The organism is Microbacterium sp. NPDC089186, from assembly GCF_040685115.1.
Classification (GTDB): domain Bacteria; phylum Actinomycetota; class Actinomycetes; order Actinomycetales; family Microbacteriaceae; genus Microbacterium; species Microbacterium galbum.
The window spans coordinates 1,260,459-1,276,819 of the sequence record NZ_JBFBHJ010000001.1; the positions used below are offsets into that span (position 1 = coordinate 1,260,459).

Here is a 16,361-nt window from a genome sequence, read left to right on the forward strand (position 1 = left end):
GCGGCCATCGTGCCGGGCCCTTCGGGCGACCACGTGCTCGACCTCGGCCCGCGCCCCGTCCCCGAGCTGTTCGCCGAGCTCGACGGCATCCGTTCCCTCGTGCAGCGGACGGATGCCGCGACCCTGCCGCGGCTGGATCCCTCGACGCTGCAGGCGCCGGTGGCGCCGCGGACGATGCTCTGCCTCGGCTACAACTACCGCGGGCACGTGCCCGACGGCGTCGACCCCACCGCCGACGACCCGGCCAGTCCCGACGTCTTCGTCAAGACGGCGAACACCTTCGGCGGTCCGAACGACCCCGTGGTGATCCCCGCCGTCGCCGACGACGTCGACTACGAGGGCGAGATCGCCGTCGTGATCGGTCGGCGCGCGCACGCGGTGAGCGTCGACGACGCCCTGTCGTACGTCGCCGGGTACACGCTGCTCAACGACGTCTCCGACCGGTCGTGGCAGCGCAAGCAGAGCCAGTGGGCGCTGGGCAAATGCTTCGACGGCTTCGCCCCGCTGGGGCCGTGGATCGTCACGGCCGACGAGGTCGACCCGCAGAACCTGCTCGTCGAGGTCGTGCGCGACGGCGAGGTCACCGTCTCGCAGTCCACGGCGACGACGATCTTCTCGGTCGCCTTCGTCGTCCATCACCTCAGCCAGGTGCTGACCCTCGAGCCGGGTGACGTCATCTCCACCGGCACGCCGCAGAAGCTCCCCGCCGCGCAGGCGGCGCACCGCCCCCTCGCCCCCGGCGACGCGGTGACCGTGCGCGTGGGCGGCCTCGGCGACCTCACCACCCGTTTCATCGCACCCCCGGGAGAGCCCGCATGATCCTCGACACCTTCCGCCTCGACGGCCGCGTCGCCGTCGTCACCGGCTCGAGCCGCGGGCTCGGGCAGGGCGCCGCCCTCGCGCTCGCCGAGGCCGGCGCCGACCTCGTGCTCATCGACCGGGGCGACGCCGCGCACACCGCCGAGCTGGTCCGCGGGCTCGGGCGTCGTGTGCACACGATCCACCGCGACTTCGTCTCCGCCTCGCGCGACGAACTCGCCGCCGCGATCGACGAGGCCGCCGAGGTGCTCGGGCGCATCGACATCCTCGTGAACAACGCCGGGACGATCCGTCGCGCCCCCGCCGCCGAGCACGGCGCGCAGGACTGGGACGACGTGCTCGCGGTCAACCTCGACGCGGTCTTCCACCTCTCGCAGGCCGCCGGACGACGCATGATCGCGCAAGGGTGGGGCCGCATCGTCAACGTGGCGTCGATGCTGTCGTTCCAGGGCGGCATCCTCGTTCCGGGTTATGCCGCCAGCAAGCACGCCGTGGCGGGACTCACGAAGGCGCTCGCGAACGAGTGGGCGGCCTCCGGCGTCACCGTCAACGCGATCGCGCCGGGTTACATGGCCACCGACAACACCGCCCCCATCCGCGCCGACGCGGACCGCGAGGCCTCGATCCTCGGCCGCATCCCGGCCGGCCGCTGGGGCACGCCCGCCGACCTGCAGGGGGCGTTCGTGTTCCTCGCCTCCGACGCGGCCGGCTACGTCACCGGGGCCGTGATCCCCGTCGACGGCGGGTGGCTCGTGCGGTGACCTGAGCAGCCGTTCCCCCGCGCGACACCCCGCCCCGCGCTCGACCCGAGCGCCCCGCCCCGCCGCATCCGGCAACGCCCGGCCGGCCCCCGACCCGCCCGGCTCGCCGGGCTCGACCCCAGGAGAACCGCATGACCGCCTCCATCCCCCAGCGCTACGCCACCCACCCCGAGCAGATCCCGGGCATGACCACCGCGCAGCTGCGCGAGCGTTTCCTCATCGACGACGTGTTCGTCGCCGGAGAGGTGCGGCTGACCTACACGCACCACGACCGCATCGTTCTCGGCGGCGCCGTACCCGCGGGCTCGGAGCTCGCGCTCACCGGCTACCCCGAGATCCGCAGCGAGTACTTCCTCGAGCACCGCGAGATCGGCATCGTCAACGTCGGTGCGCCCGGCACGGTCACAGCCGACGGAGAGGCGTACGAGCTCGTCACGGGCGCGTGCCTGTATCTCGGCCGAGGCGTTCGCGACGTGGTCTTCGCCGACGCCGCGACGGGCGAGGGGGCGCGGTTCTACCTGTTCTCGGCCCCCGCGCACACGGCGTACCCGTCGGTGCTCGTCTCTCCCGGCGAGGGCACGGTGCGCGAGCTCGGCGACCAGGTCACCAGCAACCGCCGCACCCTCAACCAGTACATCCACGAGAACGGTGTGAAGAGCTGCCAGATCGTCATGGGCGTGACGCAGCTGCATCCCGGGTCGATGTGGAACACCATGCCCGCGCACACCCACGACCGTCGCACCGAGTGCTACCTGTACTTCGACCTCCCCGCCGACGCGCGCGTCGTGCACCTGATGGGCGAGCGCGACGAGACGCGGCACCTCATCGTGGGCGACGAGCAGGCCGTGATCTCGCCGAGCTGGTCGCTGCACTCGGGCGTCGGTACGGCCGCCTACTCCTTCGTGTGGGCCATGGCGGGTGAGAACCAGTCCTTCGACGACATGGATGCCGCCCCCATCACCGACCTGCGCTGATGGTCGCCCCCTCGCCCACGCCCTCGCCCGTGCTCCTCGCCGTCGGCGAGACGATGGCGATGCTCGCGCCCTCCGACGGGGGAGGGGTCGTGGATGCCGCGACCTTCCTCGTCGACGCGGGAGGCGCGGAGTCCAACGTCGCCGCCCACGCGGCGGCGCTCGGGATGACGGCGCGATGGGCGAGCCGCCTCGGACGCGACGCCCTCGGCGACCGTGTGCTGCGGCAGGTCTCGGCGCGCGGGGTCGACACCACGGGCGTGGTGCGCGATGCGCGGCATCCGACCGGGCTCTACATCAAGGACCCCGGACGGGGGGTGCGGTACTACCGGGCCGGGTCCGCCGCCTCGCATCTCGCCCCGACGGATGCCGATTCCCTCGCGCTCGACGACGTCGACGTGCTGCACGTCTCGGGCATCACCGCCGCCCTCTCCGCCTCGGCGCGCGCCTTCCTCGACGCGGCCATCACGCGCGCCCGCGCGGTCGGCGTCGCGGTGAGCTTCGACGTGAACCACCGGGCGGCGCTGTGGCCCGCGGCGGAGGCGGGTGCCGTGCTCGCCGCCCTCGCGGCCCGCGCCGACGTCGTCTTCGTCGGTCGCGATGAGGCCGAGACGCTGTGGGCGACCCCGACCGACGGCGACGTGCGCGCCCTCCTGCCCGCGGTGGCCGAACTCGTCGTCAAAGACGGTGACGTCGGGGCCACTGTCTTCGAGTCGGAGCGGCGCACCTTCGTACCCGCGCTGCGCGTCGAGGTGCTCGATGCGGTCGGGGCCGGTGACGCCTTCGCCGGGGGCTACCTCGCCGCGCGCGCCCGCGGACTCGACGCCTCCGCCCGACTCGCGGCCGGACACGAACGCGCCGCCCTCACCCTCCGCACCTACGGCGACTCGATCCACGACACGGCCGCGCTCCCGATCCCGCACCTCGACAGGACCTCCGCATGACGCCTCCCGATGCCACCGCCGCGTGGTTCGACGACACTCTCGCTTCCGCTCCGCTGATGGCGATCCTGCGCGGCATGGGGCGGGAGCGCTCGCTCGCGCTCGCCGCGACGGCGTGGGACCTCGGCATCGACAACGTCGAGGTTCCCCTGCAGACCCCGGCCGACGAGGAAGCTCTCCGCGCGGTGTGCGCCGCGGGGGCCGAGCGCGACCGGATCGTCTGCGCCGGAACGATCGTCGACCCCGCCCAGGTGCCGATCGCCGTGGCGGCCGGTGCGCGCTATCTCGTCTCGCCCGGACTCGATCCCGCCGTGGTCGCCGCGGCCCGCTCGCACGGCATCCCGATCCTCCCCGGCGTGGCGACGCCGAGCGAGGTGCAGCTCGCCGTCTCGCTCGGGTTGCGCTGGCTCAAGGCGTTCCCGGCGACGTGGCTCGGGCCGGCGTGGTTCCGCGTGATCCGCGGCCCGTTCCCCGACGTGCGGTTCGTCGCGACCGGCGGCCTCGACGCGGGCAACGTGTCGGACTTCCTGGATGCCGGGGTGCGCGTCGCCGCGGTCGGCTCGGCTCTCGAGGACCCCACGCAGCTGCCGCGCCTGGCCGCTCTGCTCTCGCACGCCTGACCCTCCCCGTCGCGTGAGGTGCCAGGAATCGTCGCTCACCGGGCCCGGCGAGCGACGATTCCTGGCACCTCGCGCACATCCGTGCAAGCCCGACCCGCGAGGGCGTCGGCGGGAGAAGATTGACCGTCCGCAACGATCCCACCGAGGAGACCCATGCACGTCAACGCCTACGCGGCGTCGTCCGCGACCTCGCCCCTTGAGCCCACGACCATCGAGCGCCGCGACGTCGGCCCGAAGGACGTCCTGATCGACATCGCCTACGCCGGCATCTGCCACTCCGACATCCACACCATCCGCGGCGAGTGGGGCGACGTGCCCTACCCCCTGACCGTCGGCCACGAGATCGTCGGCACGGTCGCCGAGGTCGGCTCCGAGGTGACCAGCCACAAGGTCGGCGACCGCGTCGGCGTCGGCTGCATGGTCAACTCCTGCCGCGAGTGCGAGAACTGCCTCGCCGGCGAGGAGCAGTACTGCGAGAAGGGCAACATCGGCACCTACGGCGCGAAGGACGTCGACGGCACGATCACCCAGGGCGGCTACAGCGAGAAGATCGTCGTCGACGAGCACTTCGTGCTGCGCGTTCCCGAGTCGATCCCCTACGAGAAGGCCGCGCCGCTGCTGTGCGCCGGCATCACCACCTACTCGCCGCTGAACCACTGGAACGCCGGCCCCGGCAAGAAGGTCGCCGTCGTCGGCCTCGGCGGTCTCGGCCACATGGCCGTCAAGATCGCCCACGCCATGGGCGCCGAGGTCACCGTTCTCTCGCAGACGCTCAGCAAGAAGGACGACGGCCTGAAGATGGGCGCCGACCACTACTACGCGACGAAGGACGAAGAGACCTTCTCGACGCTCAAGAAGCACTTCGACCTCATCATCAACACCGTCAGCGCCCCGCTCGACCTCAAGCAGTACCTGGGCCTGCTCGCCCTGAACGGCACGATGGTCAACGTCGGTGCCCCGCCGGAGCCGCTGCCGATCCAGGTCTTCACGCTGTTCACGAACCGTCGTTCCTTCGCCGGTTCGTCGATCGGCGGCATCCGCGAGACCCAGGAGATGCTCGACTTCTGCGCCGAGAACGGCATCGCACCCGAGACCGAGCTCATCTCGGCCGACCAGATCAACGAGGCCTACGAGCGCGTGCTCAAGAGCGACGTGCGCTACCGCTTCGTCATCGACGCGAAGACCTTCGCCCCCGCGTGACCCTCGCGTCCTGAATCCCGGCTCCGGCCCCGGATGCCACGGCCCCGACGCTCTTCGGAGTGCCGGGGCCGCGGCGTTCCCGGGCTTTCCCTTGCCCCCACGTTCTGCTGAGCGCTCGGGGCCGCGGCATCCTCCGCCTTCCCCCTTCCCCCCCGCTCCGATAAACGCCATTCCTTCGCGTAAACGCGGTGTCGCACCGTGTCTCGTGAGGAACCGCGTTTATCGGCGTGGGTGGGGCCGTGGCCGTCCGCCTCCGCTCTGCCGCGGCGCCCCGCTCTGCCGGGCCCGTGCGCTGCGCGACCCCCGGACACACGAAAGCGGCGCCGCCCCGAGGGGCGACGCCGCTGACGAACCGTGTGGGTCAGGCCTGGCCGAGAGCGGCCGACACGACCGCGCGGGCCTCTTCCTGCACCTCGCGCAGGTGCTCTTCGCCGCGCAGCGACTCGGCGTACAGCTTGTAGACGTCTTCGGTGCCCGAGGGACGCGCGGCGAACCACGCCGACTCCGTCTGCACCTTCAGACCGCCGATCGCGGCGCCGTTGCCGGGCGCGTGCGAGAGCTTCGCGGTGATGGGTTCACCGGCGAGCTCGGTGGCGGTCACGGCATCCGGAGACAGCTTGGACAGGGCCGACTTCTGCGCGGGCGAGGCCGGAGCGTCGACGCGCTGGTACGCCGAGGCGCCGAACTCGGCCTCGAGCTCGGCGTAGCGCTGCGAGGGCGTCTTGCCGGTGACGGCGAGGATCTCGGCAGCGAGAAGGCAGAGCAGGATGCCGTCTTTGTCGGTGGTCCACACGGTGCCGTCTTTGCGCAGGAACGACGCACCGGCCGACTCCTCACCGCCGAAGGCGACGGAGCCGTCGAGCAGACCCGGGACGAACCACTTGAAGCCCACCGGCACCTCGAGCAGCGTCTTGCCGAGCGAGGTGGCGACGCGGTCGATGATCATCGACGACACGAGCGTCTTGCCCACCGCGGCATCCGTCGGCCAGCCCTCGCGGTGCGAGAAGAGGTAGTCGATCGCGACGGCGAGGTAGTGGTTGGGGTTCATCAGCCCCGCGTCGGGGGTGACGATGCCGTGCCGGTCGGCGTCGGCGTCGTTGCCCGTGAGGATGTCGTACTCGTCGCGCGCGGCGACGAGCGAGGCCATCGCCGAGGGCGACGAGGGATCCATGCGGATCTTCTCGTCCCAGTCGAGCGTCATGAACTTCCACGTCGGGTCGACCTCGGGGTTCACGACGGTGAGGTCGAGGCCGTAGACCTCGGCGATGAGCGCCCAGTACTCGACCGACGCCCCGCCCAGCGGGTCGGCGCCGATGCGCACGCCGGCGCTCTTGATGGCGTCGACGTCGATGATGGATGCCAGATCCCGCACGTACGCGTCACGGAAGTCGTACTGACCGAGGCCGTCGAGGTCGATGTCGGCGTGACGGGTGCGCTGCACGCCGTCGAGGCCCGCGGCGATGAGCTCGTTCGCGCGGTCGGCGATCCAGCCGGTGGCGTCGGTGTCGGCGGGGCCGCCGTGCGGCGGGTTGTACTTGAAGCCGCCGTCGCGGGGCGGGTTGTGCGAGGGGGTCACGACGATGCCGTCCGCCCGGCCCGGGTCGTCGGTCGCACGGTCGCGGTTGTACGTGAGGATCGCGTGGCTGAGCGCCGGGGTGGGCACCCACGCGTCGCGGGAGTCGACGCGCACGTCGACGCCGTTCGCGACCAGCACCTCGATGGCGCTGCGTTCCGCCGGCAGCGACAGGCCGTGCGTGTCGCGACCGAGGAACAGGGGGCCGGTGATGCCTTGCGCCGCGCGGTAGTCGACGATCGCCTGGGTGGTGGCGAGGATGTGGTCCTCGTTGAAGCTGGTGCTCAGCGACGATCCCCGGTGACCGCTCGTGCCGAAGGCGACGCGCTGCTCGGGCACCGCGGCATCCGGCTTGCGGTCGTAGTAGGCGGCGATCAGTTCGTCGATGTCGATGAGATCGGATGCCTCGGCGGGCTGTCCTGCGCGACTGCTCATGCGCCCAGTCTGCCCGCTCCCTCCGACATGCGCACACGCCGTTGCGCATTCACGGCGAATCCGTCGTCGTGCGGCGCCCCCGCCGGCCACGAAGAGAGGCCGTGCGTCGCCGGTCTAGGCTGTACGCCGTGCTGCCCGACACAGAGACCGTGCCCGCCCGCCGTACCTACAGCTACCTGGGACCCGCCGGCACGTTCACCGAAGCCGCGCTCGCGCAGGTCCCCGAGGCCCGCGACCAGGTCTGGCGGCCCGTGCGCAACGTCGGCGAGGCGCTGGCCGACGTCGTCGAGGGGCGCTCGGATGCCGCGATGATCGCGATCGAGAACTCCGTCGACGGCGGAGTGTCGACCGCGCAGGACGCCCTGGCGACGGTCCCGGGCCTGCGCATCGTGGGCGAGTACCTCGTGCCCGTGAACTTCGTGCTCGTGGGACGGCCCGGAGCGACCCTCGCCGATGTGTCGCTCATCGCCGCGCACCCCGTCGCCTACGGGCAGTGCCTCGGCTGGCTGAGCCGGAACGTCCCCGCGCACGCCCACCTTCCCGCCGAGAGCAACGTCGCCAGCGCCCTCGGTGTGCTCGACGGCACGAGCGCCGCAGACGCCGCGATCGCCGCACCCGGCATCGTCGCGCACCACGACCTGACGGTCCTCGCCGAGGGCATCGGCGACAACCCCAACGCCGTCACGCGCTTCGTGCTCGTCAGCCGCACCGTGGCTCCCGCGCCCCCGACCGGCGCCGACAAGACCTCGCTCATCGTCGAGCTCCCCGAAGACCACCCCGGTGCCCTGCTCGAGCTGCTCGAGCAGTTCGCCACCCGGGGCATCAACCTCAGCCTGCTGGCATCCCGGCCCATCGGCGACGCCCTCGGCCGCTACCGCTTCGTCATCGACGCCGACGGCCACGTGCACGACGAGCGCATGGCCGACGCGCTGCTGGGGTTGCGGCGCTTCAGCCCGAAGGTCATCTTCCTGGGCTCGTACGCGCGGGCCGACCGCGCGATCGTCCGCTACCCGCCCCGTTACGGCGACGACGTGTTCGTCGAGGCGCGCGATTGGCTGCGCGGCCTGCTGAGCGGCGAGCCCGAGACCTGAGCGCGCGCGGCGCCCTCGACGGGCTCAGACCGCTCGCGTTTCGCGGGGGTCGCTGAGCCCGAGCCTCCTCGCAGGAGCGAAGGTCCCTGAGCCTATTGGAGGGCCCGGGACCCGCGGTGACTCCGGTGGCTTCGACTGGCTCAGCCACCTCAGCATTATGCCGCGACTGCCGCCGGTGCCGCGATCAGCTCGAGCGTCTGCGCCCGGCCCTCCGACCCCTCGCCGTCGTACGCACCCGCGACCGGCGAGACCATGATCTCGTCGACGCCGTGCTGCGCGGCGAACGCGGCGAGCTGACCCTGCACCTCGGCTCCGGTTCCGACGAACCACTTCTGCCGCGTCGAGGCCATGATCGACTCCGCCATCGCGTCGAACGGATCGGCTTTCGCCTGCTCGACCGTCTCGAGCGGCACGAGCGGCTTGTTCGTGCGCAGGCGCGCCATCATGCGCAGCTGCGGCACGGCCCGCTCTTCGGCCTCGTCGGCCGTGGGCGCCGCCACGACGTTCGCGGTGACGAACGTGCGGGGACCCTCTCCGGACTCGTTGGGCACGAACTGGTCGCGGTACAGGTGCAGCGCCCGCTCCAGCCCCTCGCCGGCGAAGTGGTTCGCGAACACATACGGCAGACCGAACGACGCCGCGAGCTGAGCGGAGTAGTCGCTCGACCCCAGCAGCCACACCTGCGGCACCCCGGATGCCGAGGGCGTGGCCTTCACCTGGTACTCGCTGCCGGAGGTGAAGCGCACGGTCGCTCCGTCGGGGGACGTGAGCGCCATGATGTCGGTGACGTGGTCGGGGAAGCGCGAGACGTCGCTCGTGGTTCCCGAGCGGTTCAGCAGCTGCGTGATGACCGGGTCGCTGCCCGGCGCACGGCCGATACCGAGGTCGATGCGGCCGGGGGCGAGCGCCTCGAGCGCCGCGAACTGCTCGGCGACGATGAGCGGCGAGTGATTCGGCAGCATGACGCCGCCCGACCCCACGCGGATGCGGCTCGTGCGCGCGGCGGCAGCGGCGATGAGGACCGGGGGAGTGGTGGATGCCACGGAGGGCATGTTGTGGTGCTCGGCGAACCAGTAGCGGCGGTAGCCGAGGCGGTCGGCGCGCTCGACGAGATCGAGGGCCGCGCTCACCGCCTGCGCGCTGGTCTGCCCGTGACGCACGGGCACGAGGTCGAGAACGGAGAGGGAGGGGATCGCGTCGTTCACCCTCAGCTCAACGCGCATCGGGTGGAGCGTATTCCGCTTCCGCGGGCGCGCAACCCCCGTGACCGACGGGCCGGGGCGTTCCTAGGGTGCCGCGCATGAGCGATGAAGTCCCAGTGATGCGCACGGTGATGGCCGTCGACGACGCGACGTTCTCGCTCGCGCCCGGACAGGATGTGGCCGACCTCGAGCGACGGATCGAATCCGCCGTGCATGACGGGGGGCGGTTCGAGCGCTTCACCGTGGCGGGCGACCGAGACGTCCGCGTGTTGTTCACCGCTCACACGCGCGTCGTGCTCTGGGGTGAGGAGACTCCGGGAGAGACGGCGACGATCGAGCCCGTGTCGGTCGAATGGGAAGAGGGCTGAGGAGTCGGCATCCATCCCCAGCTTTCTCCCAGGAAGAATTCCGTGACGAATCCTCTCCGCCGCGCGTCTCACCTATGACATCGCGGGACACACGGTCCCGGAACGACGGAAGGAAGCGAACATGGCTGAGAGCACCACCACCGCCACCCCCACCCCCGCCACGAAGGACGGCGGCTCGACCGTCATCGTCGACGCCGTCGTCGCCAAGGTCGCCGGTATCGCCGCGGCCGAGGTCCCCGGCGTCCACGCCCTCGGTGGCGGCGCCGCCCGCGTGATCGGCAACATCCGCCAGGCCGTCGGCGCGAAGGACCACGCGCAGGGCGTGAGCGTCGAGGTCGGCGAGACCGAGGTCGCCGCCGACATCGCGATCCAGGTCGACTACCCCGAGCAGCTGCAGCGCGTGGCCGCGAACGTGCGTTCGGCCGTGCACCAGGCCATCACCGAGCTCGTGGGCATGAAGGTCGCCGAGATCAACGTGACCGTGGTCGACGTCTTCATCCCGGGAGACGACGACGAGGACGACGCCGACGAGCAGCGCGTCAACTGACATCGGCTTCGAAAGGGGCGTCACCGCGAGGTGGCGCCCCTTTCGCGTGCCAGGATGCCGAACCCGGTCGGTGTGGATGATCCTCACCGCGGTGTTCGGCGTCACCATCGCCTCCGGGCTACGCGGGCGGGGCGATCCGGCGATGAGCAGGACGAGGCCGGCGGTGGCGACTCGCGCGGAACGGCGCCCGCGCAGACGTGACCCGCCGGCTCAGCCCCCGTGCCGCACGTGCGCGTAGGCGTCGAGCGCGCGCTTGCGGGTCTCGCCGAGGTCGACCATCGGCTCCGGCGGGTCCTCACCGAGGTACTCCGGCGCCCACTCCCGCACGTAGGCGTCGTGCGGGTCGAACTTCTTGCGCTGCGTCTCGGGGTTGAAGACGCGGAAGTAGGGGGCGGCATCCGCGCCCGATCCCGCGACCCACTGCCAGTTGAAGGGATTGCTCGCGGCATCCGCGTCGACCAGGCAGTCCCAGAACCACTGCTCGCCGTGACGCCAGTCGATCAGCAGATTCTTGATGAGGAAGGATGCCGTGACCATGCGCACGCGGTTGTGCATGACGCCGGTCTTCCACAGCTGACGCATCCCGGCGTCCACGACGGCCACACCGGTGCGTCCCTTCTGCCACGTCTCGAGGTGCGAGCGGTTCAGCTTCGGCCACGGGAAGTCGTCGAAGCTCCGGCGCCAGTTCACGGTGGCGATGTCGGGGGAATGGTACGTGACGTGCCACGCGAACTCGCGCCAGACGAGCTCGGACAGGAAGCCGCTCGCGCTCTTCGCGTGCTCGCCCGAACCCCGGTGCTCGACGGTGTCGTGCCACACCTGATACGGGCTCAACTCGCCCCACCGGAGCCGCGGAGACAGGTTCGAGGTGGCTCCGCCGGCGAATTCGTCGCGGTACTTCGAGTAGTCGCCGAGGTCGTCGTCGAGGAACTCCCTCAGCCGCGCCTTGGCCGCCGGTTCGCCCGGCTCCCACGTCTCGCGCAGGCCCTGGGCCCAGTCGGGCTTCGTCGGCAGCAGGCCCCATGAGGACAGGTCGTCGGAGTCGACGGATGCCGACACCCCGGGTATCTTTCGCGCCTCCGGCACCGGCGGCCTCGGCGCGGGCAGCTTCTGAACGGCGCGCGAGAACGGGCTGTACACGCCGTAGGGCTTGTCGCTCTGCGTGCGAACGGTCCACGGTTCGTAGAGGAGGTTCGCCGCGAACGAGGCCACGGTGACGCCGTCGTCGCGCAGCTTCTCCTTGATACCTGCGTCGATCTCGCGCTCGACCCCGCCGTAACGGCGGTTCCAGAAGACGGCGCCGGCGCCGACCTCGTCGACCACCGCCGGGAGCACCGTCGCCGCCGCCCCCCGGCGCAGCACGAGCGTCGCGCCGCGGTCCTCGAGCCGTTCGGCGAGGGATGCCAACGACCCGTCCAGCCACCACCGCGCCGCCCCGCCGATCTCGCGCACGCCGTCCGATTCCTCGTCGAGCACGTACAGCGCCACGATCGGCTCGTCGCGGTCGAGTGCCGCACGCAGAGCCGGATTGTCGGTCAGGCGGAGGTCGTCACGGAACCACACGATCGAAGGCGTTGCCATTCCCCGACGCTATCCACCCCGGCATCCGCCCCTCCGGGCTTGACACCCGCCCACGCTCCCGAAACCACTCGATCGTGACGAGATCACTCGGGCCGGGACCGCCGGAGCGTGTGATGTCGCGCGGGCCGTGTGCTCTCGCCGGATGCCGGAGCCGCAGCGCGCCGGAACGCCGCGCGTCAGATCGAGGAGACGTCGTGCCCCTTCGGCAGCGCCACGATGAGACCGCCCGCCACGATGCGCGTGTAGATGCGCGTCGCCTCGCCGAACTCGTCGCCGTCGAGCTCGATCGGTTGCGCGGGCGCGGTCGCGAGCTCGATGCCCGTGCCCCGCAGGTACCGCACCGAGGAGTCCTTGCGGCGTTCGAGCACGCGCCGGCCGGCGCGGAACCTGCGCAGCACCGAGTTGTCCCACACGATGCTCCGCCACACGCCCAGCCAGCCCAGCACTCCGGTCGGCTGCAGCACGGCGACGTCGAGGCGACCGTCGGCGATCGAGGCGTCGGGGATCAGCGCCACTCCGCCCTGCAGGGCGCCGCAGTTCGCGAAGAGCACGCTGTGCACCTTCGCCGAGTGCAGACGGTGACCGTTCAGCTGGTACATCACGCGGAAGGGCTTCGCGTTGACCAGGGACCGGGCGGCGCCGTCGACGTAGGCGACCCACCCGACCTGCTTCTTCAGGTCGTCTCGCGTGTTCTGGATCATCGCGGCATCAAGGCCCATGCCGGCCATGACCGAGAACCCGTGCTCCTCGATCTCGCCGTCGGCGCGGCGGATACGGGCGAGCCCCGTGTCGATCGAGTGGACGTCGCCCTCGAAGGTCGCGCGGATCATCGCGTCGGTGTCGGTCAGCGGGAGGTTGAGGTTGCGGGCGAGGAGATTGCCCGTGCCGCTGGGGACGATCGTGAGGGGGACGCCGGTGGAGGTGAGCGCCTCGGCGACCGCGCGCACGGTGCCGTCGCCGCCGGCCACGAGCACGGCATCCACCTTCTCGTCGAGCGCCGCGCGGGTCGCATCGTCGCCCAGGTCGTCGACGGTCGTCTCGTAGAACAGCGGCTCAGCCCACCCGGCTTCGCCGGCGAGTTCGGCCACCCGGGCGCGCAGCACCTCGGGCTCGACCTTCGTGGGGTTGTAGACGAGGGCGGCACGCTTCTTCTGCGTGGTCTCGGCGTCCATCGGGGCGTCCTCGCCCTCGGCGTCCACGCGCTGGGTCTTGCCGGGGAGCTCGGCCGAGGAGTCGGGGTCGACGTCCTCCGGCTGGTGGATGGTGTCGTCGGGCTCCGCGGCGTCCTTGGGGTGCGGGACGTCCTTGCGCGGATGATCGGCCACGTCGTCGCCCAGGCGGGCGGCGTCGAAGTGCTCGTGCGAGCCGTCGGCCGCAGCCGCGTCGGCCTGCACGTCGGCGGGGGCGTCGTCGGGGACGTTCTCGGGGGACTCCGCGTCGTCACGCGGCTCGTCAGGGGCGGCCATGGCATCCACCATAGGACCGCGCGGGCGGGCGGAACCCGCCGAGGAGACGGGGTTGACGGCGGGATGCCGCACGCGCATGTCTCCCTTCGTTCGGCGGAGCGTCGAACGGCGTGAGGCGATGCCGGCACGCTCGGTCGTACCCGCCGGTCGTCGATCGATGCGCCCCGCTCGACGCGGAAGGAGCGGTCGAGCGCGACCGTAGGATGGACGCGTGATCGACCTGACTCTGCTGCGTGAAGATCCCGAGCTCGTGAAGCGCTCCCAGATCGCCCGCGGGGAGTCGCCGGATTCGGTGGACGAGGCCCTCGCCGCCGACCGCGACCGCCGCGCCGCCATCACCGCCTTCGAGGAGCTGCGCGCGTCGCAGAACGCCCATGGCAAGCGCGTCGCCCACGCGCCGAAGGACGAGAAGGCCGCGCTCGTCGCCGAGGCCAAGCAGCTCAGCGAGCAGGTCAAGGCTGCACAGCACGCCGTGACCGCCGCCGAGGAGGCCGCCGAGGCAGCGCTGTCGAAGATCGAGAACATCGTGCTCGAGGGCGTCCCGGCCGGCGGAGAAGACGACTTCATCACTCTGCGCACGCACGGCGAGGTCCCCTCCTACGACTTCGAACCGCGCGACCACCTCGAGATCGGCGAGCTGCTCGGCGCGATCGACATGGAGCGCGGCACGAAGGTGTCGGGCAGCCGCTTCTACTTCCTCACCGGCATCGGTGCGCGGCTCGAGCTCGCGCTCATGACACTCGCACTCGATCGGGCTCTGCAGGCGGGCTTCACCCCCATGATTCCGCCGACGCTCGTGCGCCCCGAGGTCATGCGCGGCACCGGCTTCCTCGGCCAGCACGCCGACGAGGTGTACCACCTGCCCAAGGAAGACCTCTACCTCGTCGGTACGAGCGAGGTGCCCCTCGCCGGTTACCACATGGACGAGATCCTCGACCTGGAGCGCGGCGCGAAGCGCTACGCCGGGTGGTCCACCTGCTACCGCAGCGAGGCGGGCTCCTACGGCAAGGACACCCGCGGCATCATCCGCGTGCACCAGTTCAACAAGCTCGAGATGTTCGTCTACACCGACCCGGCGGATGCCGAGGCCGAGCACGACCGTCTCGTCGCCATGCAGGAGGGCATGCTGCAGGACCTGGGGCTCGCCTACCGCGTGATCGACGTGGCCGCCGGCGACCTCGGATCCAGCGCGGCGCGCAAGTTCGACATCGAGGCCTGGGTCCCCACGCAGGGCGCCTACCGCGAGCTCACGAGCACCTCCAACTGCACGACGTACCAGGCCCGGCGCCTCGAGACCCGGTTCCGTCCCGCCGACGGCGGGAAGACGCAGCCGGTCGCGACCCTCAACGGCACGCTCGCCACGACGCGGTGGATCGTCGCCCTGCTCGAGACCCACCAGCGTGAAGACGGGTCGGTCCTCGTACCCGAGGTGCTGCGCCCCTATCTCGGCGGCCTCGAGGTCATGGAGCCGATCGCATGACCGACGAGGCCGCCCTGCCCGCCACCGGTGCCGTCGAGAGCGCGCCGAAGCAGGAGGCGGCCGACGTCGTCGCCGACCTGGCCGACGACGCCCGCGCCGGACGCATGCTCATCGCGCTCGACATCGACGGCACCGTGCTGCTCGAAGACGACACGCTCAGTCCCGGAGTCGTCGAGGCCGTCGCCCACGCGCAGGCGGCGGGTCACGAGGTCATGCTCGCCACCGGTCGCAGCTGGGACAGCACCCACACGATCATGGATCGCCTCGGCATCCGTCCCGAGTACGCCGTGTGCTCCAACGGCGCGATCGTCATGCGACGCGACGGCGATGACGGCGACTACGTCCGCGCCCACGTCGAGACCTTCGATCCCTCCGAGGTGCTGACCCTGCTGGGCGAGCACCTCGGGGGCGCGCACTTCCTCGTCGAGCTCCCCGACGGCAAGCGCCTGTTCACCGACTACCTCGACGACTGGAACCTCGAGAAGGCCGACAGGGTCGCGTTCGCCGAGTTGTCGGCGCAGCCCGTGTGCCGTGTGGTCGTGGTGGCCCCCGAGCAAACCGACCAGGACTTCCTCGAGCTCGTCGAGCGCATCGGCCTCACGCAGGTCTCGTACGCGATCGGCTGGACCGCGTGGCTCGACATCGCCCCGAAGGGGGTCGACAAGTCCACGGCCCTCGAACTGGTTCGCGGGTGGCTGGGCATCGCGCCGGAGCGCGTGCTCGTCATGGGCGACGGCCGTAACGACATCGAGATGATGCAGTGGGCGGTCCGCAACGGCGGTCGCGCGATCGCGATGCACCAGGGTCCGCCCGAGGTGCACGCCGCCGCGGGTGAGGTCGGCCTCTCGGTCACCGAGGGCGGCGTCGCCGCGATCCTGCGCGCGTTGTGATCGCGCCCGCCATGCGTTCGCCCTGACGCGCCACGCGAGGTCCCCGAGCCTGTCGAAGGGGCCGGCGCCACGTCCGACACCAGCCGCACGGTGAGGTCCCTGACCCTGTCGAAGGGACCGGCCCCACTCCTCAGACGTGCGCCGCGTGTCCGGCGCGCACCGCGCGGTGATCCGCGATCCGCGACGCCTCCCACGCGACCAGCCCCACCGGCGGCAGGAGCAGCAGGGCGACGGCCCACGTGGCTTTGAGTCCGACGCCGTTGTGCGGATCGCGCACCGCGACGACGGCGGCGAGCAGGGATGCCGCGTACACGAGCGCGAACACCGCCAGAACGATCTGCGAAGACAGGGTGGTGACGATCATGGGATGCCTCCTCATCTCAGACGGCCCGGCGGGTCGTGGTGGGCTGATGAGG

16 protein-coding genes are annotated in these 16,361 nt (G+C 71.4%); 11 read left to right on the forward strand and 5 right to left on the reverse strand.

Annotation, left to right across the window (positions count from 1 at the left end; all coding sequences use genetic code 11):
- Positions 1-9 precede the first annotated feature (9 nt).
- The 6 genes from AB0N82_RS05875 (at position 10) to AB0N82_RS05900 (ending at position 5,312) form a co-directional block, all read left to right on the forward strand.
- Positions 10-819 (forward strand): fumarylacetoacetate hydrolase family protein, encoded by an 810-nt coding sequence (locus AB0N82_RS05875; protein ID WP_315994495.1) that lies wholly within the window; start codon positions 10-12, stop codon positions 817-819.
- Positions 816-1,580 (forward strand): 2-dehydro-3-deoxy-D-gluconate 5-dehydrogenase KduD, encoded by a 765-nt coding sequence (gene kduD / locus AB0N82_RS05880; RefSeq protein ID WP_363389229.1) that lies wholly within the window; start codon positions 816-818, stop codon positions 1,578-1,580. Before AB0N82_RS05875 ends, kduD begins: the two co-directional genes overlap by 4 nt.
- A 131-nt stretch (positions 1,581-1,711) precedes the next feature.
- Complete coding sequence (gene kduI / locus AB0N82_RS05885) at positions 1,712-2,554, forward strand: 5-dehydro-4-deoxy-D-glucuronate isomerase (RefSeq protein ID WP_363389232.1); 843 nt, start codon at positions 1,712-1,714, stop codon at positions 2,552-2,554.
- On the forward strand, positions 2,554-3,495 hold the full coding sequence (locus AB0N82_RS05890) for a sugar kinase (RefSeq protein ID WP_363389235.1): 942 nt from the start codon (positions 2,554-2,556) through the stop codon (positions 3,493-3,495). Before kduI ends, AB0N82_RS05890 begins: the two co-directional genes overlap by 1 nt.
- Complete coding sequence (locus tag AB0N82_RS05895; protein ID WP_363389238.1) at positions 3,492-4,112, forward strand: bifunctional 4-hydroxy-2-oxoglutarate aldolase/2-dehydro-3-deoxy-phosphogluconate aldolase; 621 nt, start codon at positions 3,492-3,494, stop codon at positions 4,110-4,112. The genes AB0N82_RS05890 and AB0N82_RS05895 overlap by 4 nt, the downstream gene beginning before the upstream one ends.
- Positions 4,113-4,265: 153 nt before the next feature.
- Positions 4,266-5,312, forward strand: coding sequence for an NAD(P)-dependent alcohol dehydrogenase (locus AB0N82_RS05900; protein ID WP_315994500.1), 1,047 nt, complete (start codon positions 4,266-4,268; stop codon positions 5,310-5,312).
- Positions 5,313-5,673: 361 nt separating this feature from the next.
- Here the strand turns inward: AB0N82_RS05900 and pgm are convergent, their stop codons facing one another.
- Complete coding sequence (gene pgm / locus AB0N82_RS05905; protein WP_363389241.1) at positions 5,674-7,320, reverse strand: phosphoglucomutase (alpha-D-glucose-1,6-bisphosphate-dependent); 1,647 nt, start codon at positions 7,318-7,320, stop codon at positions 5,674-5,676.
- A 128-nt stretch (positions 7,321-7,448) separates the two neighbouring features.
- Here pgm and pheA point away from each other — a divergent pair, with 128 nt between their 5' ends.
- Positions 7,449-8,411, forward strand: a complete 963-nt coding sequence (gene pheA / locus AB0N82_RS05910) for a prephenate dehydratase (protein WP_315994502.1) — start codon at positions 7,449-7,451, stop codon at positions 8,409-8,411.
- A 155-nt stretch (positions 8,412-8,566) separates the two neighbouring features.
- Here the strand turns inward: pheA and AB0N82_RS05915 are convergent, their stop codons facing one another.
- Positions 8,567-9,634: an LLM class flavin-dependent oxidoreductase gene (locus AB0N82_RS05915; protein WP_363389245.1), complete on the reverse strand. Its 1,068-nt coding sequence runs from the start codon at positions 9,632-9,634 to the stop codon at positions 8,567-8,569.
- A gap of 77 nt (positions 9,635-9,711) precedes the next feature.
- Between AB0N82_RS05915 and AB0N82_RS05920 the strand changes: the two genes are divergently transcribed.
- Together AB0N82_RS05920 and AB0N82_RS05925 are read left to right on the forward strand one after the other, a co-directional pair.
- Positions 9,712-9,981 (forward strand): hypothetical protein, encoded by a 270-nt coding sequence (locus tag AB0N82_RS05920; protein WP_363389248.1) that lies wholly within the window; start codon positions 9,712-9,714, stop codon positions 9,979-9,981.
- Between the two features lie 121 nt (positions 9,982-10,102).
- Positions 10,103-10,528 (forward strand): Asp23/Gls24 family envelope stress response protein, encoded by a 426-nt coding sequence (locus AB0N82_RS05925; RefSeq protein ID WP_315994505.1) that lies wholly within the window; start codon positions 10,103-10,105, stop codon positions 10,526-10,528.
- A 210-nt stretch (positions 10,529-10,738) separates the two neighbouring features.
- Here the strand turns inward: AB0N82_RS05925 and AB0N82_RS05930 are convergent, their stop codons facing one another.
- On the reverse strand, positions 10,739-12,109 hold the full coding sequence (locus AB0N82_RS05930) for a deoxyribodipyrimidine photo-lyase (RefSeq protein ID WP_363389251.1): 1,371 nt from the start codon (positions 12,107-12,109) through the stop codon (positions 10,739-10,741).
- A gap of 176 nt (positions 12,110-12,285) precedes the next feature.
- Positions 12,286-13,575 (reverse strand): diacylglycerol kinase family protein, encoded by a 1,290-nt coding sequence (locus AB0N82_RS05935; RefSeq protein ID WP_363389254.1) that lies wholly within the window; start codon positions 13,573-13,575, stop codon positions 12,286-12,288.
- A 211-nt stretch (positions 13,576-13,786) separates the two neighbouring features.
- On the opposite strand from AB0N82_RS05935, the gene serS reads away from it, so the two are divergent.
- Together serS and AB0N82_RS05945 are read left to right on the forward strand one after the other, a co-directional pair.
- Positions 13,787-15,055, forward strand: a complete 1,269-nt coding sequence (serS, locus tag AB0N82_RS05940) for a serine--tRNA ligase (RefSeq protein WP_363389257.1) — start codon at positions 13,787-13,789, stop codon at positions 15,053-15,055.
- The gene (locus AB0N82_RS05945) at positions 15,052-15,945 is read left to right on the forward strand and encodes an HAD family hydrolase (RefSeq protein ID WP_363389260.1); all 894 of its coding nucleotides are present in this window, start codon (positions 15,052-15,054) and stop codon (positions 15,943-15,945) included. The genes serS and AB0N82_RS05945 overlap by 4 nt, the downstream gene beginning before the upstream one ends.
- Positions 15,946-16,075: 130 nt before the next feature.
- Here the strand turns inward: AB0N82_RS05945 and AB0N82_RS05950 are convergent, their stop codons facing one another.
- Positions 16,076-16,309 (reverse strand): PLDc N-terminal domain-containing protein, encoded by a 234-nt coding sequence (locus tag AB0N82_RS05950; protein WP_315994510.1) that lies wholly within the window; start codon positions 16,307-16,309, stop codon positions 16,076-16,078.
- Positions 16,310-16,361: the final 52 nt, after the last annotated feature.

Bases quoted from the DNA above. Each gene is read 5' to 3' on its own strand.
- kduD (WP_363389229.1), top strand. From the start codon at position 816: ATGATCCTCGACACCTTCCGCCTCGACGGCCGCGTCGCCGTCGTCACC.
- kduI (WP_363389232.1), top strand. From the start codon at position 1,712: ATGACCGCCTCCATCCCCCAGCGCTACGCCACCCACCCCGAGCAGATC.
- AB0N82_RS05890 (WP_363389235.1), top strand. From the start codon at position 2,554: ATGGTCGCCCCCTCGCCCACGCCCTCGCCCGTGCTCCTCGCCGTCGGC.
- AB0N82_RS05895 (WP_363389238.1), top strand. From the start codon at position 3,492: ATGACGCCTCCCGATGCCACCGCCGCGTGGTTCGACGACACTCTCGCT.
- AB0N82_RS05900 (WP_315994500.1), top strand. From the start codon at position 4,266: ATGCACGTCAACGCCTACGCGGCGTCGTCCGCGACCTCGCCCCTTGAG.
- pgm (WP_363389241.1), bottom strand. From the start codon at position 7,320: ATGAGCAGTCGCGCAGGACAGCCCGCCGAGGCATCCGATCTCATCGAC.
- AB0N82_RS05915 (WP_363389245.1), bottom strand. From the start codon at position 9,634: ATGCGCGTTGAGCTGAGGGTGAACGACGCGATCCCCTCCCTCTCCGTT.
- AB0N82_RS05920 (WP_363389248.1), top strand. From the start codon at position 9,712: ATGAGCGATGAAGTCCCAGTGATGCGCACGGTGATGGCCGTCGACGAC.
- AB0N82_RS05925 (WP_315994505.1), top strand. From the start codon at position 10,103: ATGGCTGAGAGCACCACCACCGCCACCCCCACCCCCGCCACGAAGGAC.
- AB0N82_RS05930 (WP_363389251.1), bottom strand. From the start codon at position 12,109: ATGGCAACGCCTTCGATCGTGTGGTTCCGTGACGACCTCCGCCTGACC.
- AB0N82_RS05935 (WP_363389254.1), bottom strand. From the start codon at position 13,575: ATGGCCGCCCCTGACGAGCCGCGTGACGACGCGGAGTCCCCCGAGAAC.
- AB0N82_RS05945 (WP_363389260.1), top strand. From the start codon at position 15,052: ATGACCGACGAGGCCGCCCTGCCCGCCACCGGTGCCGTCGAGAGCGCG.
- AB0N82_RS05950 (WP_315994510.1), bottom strand. From the start codon at position 16,309: ATGATCGTCACCACCCTGTCTTCGCAGATCGTTCTGGCGGTGTTCGCG.